Annotated in this window: 5 protein-coding genes; 2 read left to right on the top strand and 3 right to left on the bottom strand. The window is 51.6% G+C overall.

The annotated features are described in order from the left end of the window. Positions 1 to 224 (bottom strand): hypothetical protein (locus WCO51_11000; GenBank protein MEI6513781.1); only part of this gene is annotated, 224 nt, incomplete at its 3' end. Between the two features lie 184 nt (positions 225 to 408). Here WCO51_11000 and WCO51_10995 point away from each other — a divergent pair. Continuing rightward, complete coding sequence (locus WCO51_10995) at positions 409 to 537, top strand: hypothetical protein (protein MEI6513780.1); 129 nt, start codon at positions 409 to 411, stop codon at positions 535 to 537. 19 nt (positions 538 to 556) lie between these two features. Then, a complete protein-coding gene (locus WCO51_10990; GenBank protein ID MEI6513779.1) occupies positions 557 to 2,017 on the top strand; it encodes a sulfatase in 1,461 nt (486 codons plus the stop codon). Between the two features lie 49 nt (positions 2,018 to 2,066). Here the strand turns inward: WCO51_10990 and WCO51_10985 are convergent, their stop codons facing one another. Continuing rightward, positions 2,067 to 3,236 carry an anaerobic sulfatase maturase gene (locus tag WCO51_10985; protein ID MEI6513778.1) on the bottom strand — a complete coding sequence of 390 codons (1,170 nt, stop codon included), beginning with the start codon at positions 3,234 to 3,236 and terminating at the stop codon, positions 2,067 to 2,069. A gap of 48 nt (positions 3,237 to 3,284) precedes the next feature. Further along, positions 3,285 to 3,714 (bottom strand): aquaporin (locus tag WCO51_10980; GenBank protein ID MEI6513777.1); only part of this gene is annotated, 430 nt, incomplete at its 5' end.

Genomic DNA, 3,714 nt, shown 5'->3' with positions numbered 1-3,714 from the left:
ATCTCCTTATACCAGTCGGGGGGAGAGGCTGTATCGAATGCGGGAATAAGGCCCCCGTGATCTTCAGCATATTGAAGTATGATTGAACGGAGAGTTTCCATATCGTTACGAGCAATATCTTGTTCAAAGTGCTTCCTAAACGGATCAATAACAGGAATAATAATCAGCATAAGTAATACCACCACGCCCAAGACAACGGTTACTAATACTTTAATTCGCAACATATCCCCCCTCTTTTTTGGCAATGTCTTTCTGATAGTAGTGTAACATATTGCCCGCTTTGGGGCTAGTGCCGTGGGTTGGAAACAGTACTTCATGCTCAATCAGACTTAACAAAGATGGACATCGCGTGCTTGACACCCGGCAACCACACGGCTATAATGGTCATTAGACAAGGAGATGGGCAAGTTGATCGACTATAATAGCCTCAAGCGCCATACGGTCTTCTATGGCGTCACCATTGCGGGCGCGGTGGGGCTAGCTGAGAAATTTGCAACAAGACCGGACCTGGGATGTCAGACCGACAATCCCGAATAACAACTCCTCGGAGGAATACATGCGCATATTGTTCTTGGATCTGGACACCCTGCGGCCTGACCATTTGGGATGCTATGGTTATCACCGTGAGACGTCGCCGAACATCGACAGGATTTCCGAGCAAGGAATTCGCTTCACCAACTACTATTGCTCGGACGCGCCGTGTTTGCCTTCGCGAGCCGCGATGTTCTCGGGCAGATTCGGTATACATAACGGCATCGTAAACCATGGCGGGTTGGCCGCCGACATGCGGCTTGAGGGTGAGTCACGGGAATTCAGAGACAAGCTTAAGAATGAAAGCCTTCCCGCTTTTCTGCGCTCTGTGGGGATGAAGACGGTTTCTATCAGCCCATTCGCCGAGCGGCACAGCGCGTGGTGGTTCTATGCAGGCTTCAACGAGATGTATAACACCGGCAAGTGTGGAAACGAGTCCGCGGAAGAAATAACACCAACTGTGCTCAAGTGGATCGAGGCAAATGCCAAAGAAGACAACTGGTTCCTGCACGTGAACTACTGGGACCCGCATACCCAGTACCGCGCGCCCGATGAGTTTGGCAACCCGTTCGAGAATGAGCCTCTGCCGGAGTGGTTCAACGAGGAGGTCCTGGCCAAGCATCGCTCGTCTGCGCACCCACACGGCGCCCGCGAAACCAATATGTATGACGACAAGGTCGACCCCAAGTTCTGGCGGCAACCCGGCGAGATCAAGGACATGCAGGACTTGCACCGGTTCGTTGACGGCTACGACTGTGGCATTCGCTATATGGATCAGCACATCGGCATGCTCTTTGATGCGCTGGCTAAACAGGGGGTTATGGACGATCTGGCGATCATTATTTCCTCCGATCACGGCGAGAACATAGGGGAACTGGGCATCTACGGCGAGCACGCCACTGCCGATGCAATCACTTGCCGAATTCCAATGATCATTCGTTGGCCCGGATGCAAACAGGGCCATGTGGACAATGGCTTGCACTACAACCTCGATCTTTGTCCTTCTCTCGCCGATGTATTCGGCAGACCTAAGGCCGAAAGTTGGGACGGAAGAAGCTATGCGACTGCTCTGACGCGCGGTGAGGACTGCGGGCGAGACTATTTGGTCGTGAGCCAGTGCGCGCACGTGTGCCAGCGCAGTGTGCGCTTTGGTAACTGGATGTATATGCGGACCTACCACGACGGCTTCCACATGTTTCCCAAGGAAATGCTCTACAACGTTGCAGAAGACCCGCACGAACAGTTCGATCTGGCATCCGATCGGCCTGATGTGTGTCGAGATGCGGTCTACCACCTCACCGAATGGCACGACGAAATGATGCAGTCGATGTCCTTTGACGTAGACCCGCTGTGGACGGTGATGAAAGAAGGCGGACCATATCACGCTCGCGGACACCTAAAGGAATACTGTGAGTTTCTGAAGAAGACGGACAGGGCTTGGGCAATTCCTGAGATCAAAAGGCGACACCCGCAAGAGCCTGAGTGAGTTGATTCAGCCCAGTGTCAGGGGAGCGTTCATCCCGTTATCTTCCACCCTACTTGCCGTGGCATTTCTTGTACTTCTTGCCGCTTCCGCAGGGGCAAGGGGCATTTCGGTCGGCGATGGGGCCTCTTTGAGCACGAATTTGAGTTGCAAGGCGCTCGAAGGTTGGGAGAGAATGCTTAAAGAACTTTTTCAAGCCCTCGCAAAGCCAACTTGTACTTGAATTCCTGTGCTTCGGGCAGTCTCCCATGCAGTATGCCAGAAACTCGCAATTGGCGCAATCTCTTGACCAGTTGCGTTTTTTCTTTCCAAACGAGCGGTATTTCTCTGAAGTTTGAAGCTCAACCCAGTCATTTTCTTTAATATTGCCGAGCTGCATATCACTATCGACATAGAAATCGCAGGGGTAGACATCTCCATTATGCTCAACCACAAAATATAAACCGCAGTTATCACTCATGTGGCAGATTGAGTTAGCGTTGTCCACCATCTTCGCCAGCACTGCATCAAATAACCGGACTGAAACCCGCAGGGTATCGGCCCGAACCCACTCATCAAATACCTCGCAAAGGAAATCACCCCACTCTTCCCCGCTAATCGCATATGGAAGCAGACTCCCCTGCTCATCGAATTCAACACAGGGCACATACTGCTGAAAGGCTGTTCCCTGCTCTCGCAAATACTGATAAATCTCACGTCCCTTGCGGACATTGGCTTGGGTTACGAGTGTCAAAACGTTAAAATCCACCCGATTCCTCTTCAAGCAGTCAATACTCTCCATCACACGAGCGTGCGAACCTTGGCCGGCAGCATTCTTTCGATGAGCGTCATGAACCTCCGCAGGACCATCTAGACTTACCCCAACCAGATAACGATATTCCACCAAGTGCCTAGCCCATTCATCGTCGATGAGTACCCCATTAGTTTGAAGCGTATTCGAGACAACTGCGCCATCCGGCGCATGCTTTTGCTGAAGCTTCACCACTCGTTTGAAGAACTCCAACCCCATAAGGGTCGGCTCGCCTCCCTGCCAGCCGAATGAATAGACCGATTGGGGAGTTGCTAAATAAGATGAAATGAGCTTTTCAAGTGTCTTCACAGTCATTCGGGCGGGTGGGGGATAGAGGTTGTTCCGGTCGAAATAGAAACAGTACGGGCAGCATAAATTACAATCTGCCGACGCAGGCTTTATGAGCAGAGAAAATGGGCGAATTGTAGCCATAACTTTATACCGACCATAAGTATACCGCCCACCATCACCTTCAATCGGTTAATTCTGGCGTTCCAGGACAAGCGCTTCATCAACCTGTTCTTGTCTCGGGTTCCTAAATCCAAAATGATAAGCGCTGGCCCCAATGAAAGCTCCGACAAAAGGAGCGATGATATAGACTGTAAAAAACCCACCGCGAGGCCCGGGAATGGCGATCGAGCCCCATCCGACTAAGTAAGCAAACAATCTCGGAGCGAAGTCTTTGACGGGATTAATCCCGGCCATTGACAATGGCGCTAAAGCGGAAATTATTATAGCTACCCCAAGACCGATAAACAGCGGGGCATGCTTTAATTCGGGCCGGCTGTGACTGCGCTCTTCCGTTAGGGCAAATACGAAGAAAGCCAGTAATGCGGTCCCGATCGCCTCCGCTAACCATGCCTGCAGCACTGAAACGGATGCCCAGGCTTTCGCGCCAACCCCCATAAAG

This window comes from bacterium (assembly GCA_037131655.1).
Taxonomy (GTDB): Bacteria; Armatimonadota; Fimbriimonadia; order Fimbriimonadales; family JBAXQP01; genus JBAXQP01.
This window is presented reverse-complemented; position numbering and strand designations above follow the sequence as displayed.

Bases quoted from the DNA above. Each gene is read 5' to 3' on its own strand.
- WCO51_10985 (MEI6513778.1), bottom strand. From the start codon at position 3,236: ATGGCTACAATTCGCCCATTTTCTCTGCTCATAAAGCCTGCGTCGGCA.
- WCO51_10990 (MEI6513779.1), top strand. From the start codon at position 557: ATGCGCATATTGTTCTTGGATCTGGACACCCTGCGGCCTGACCATTTG.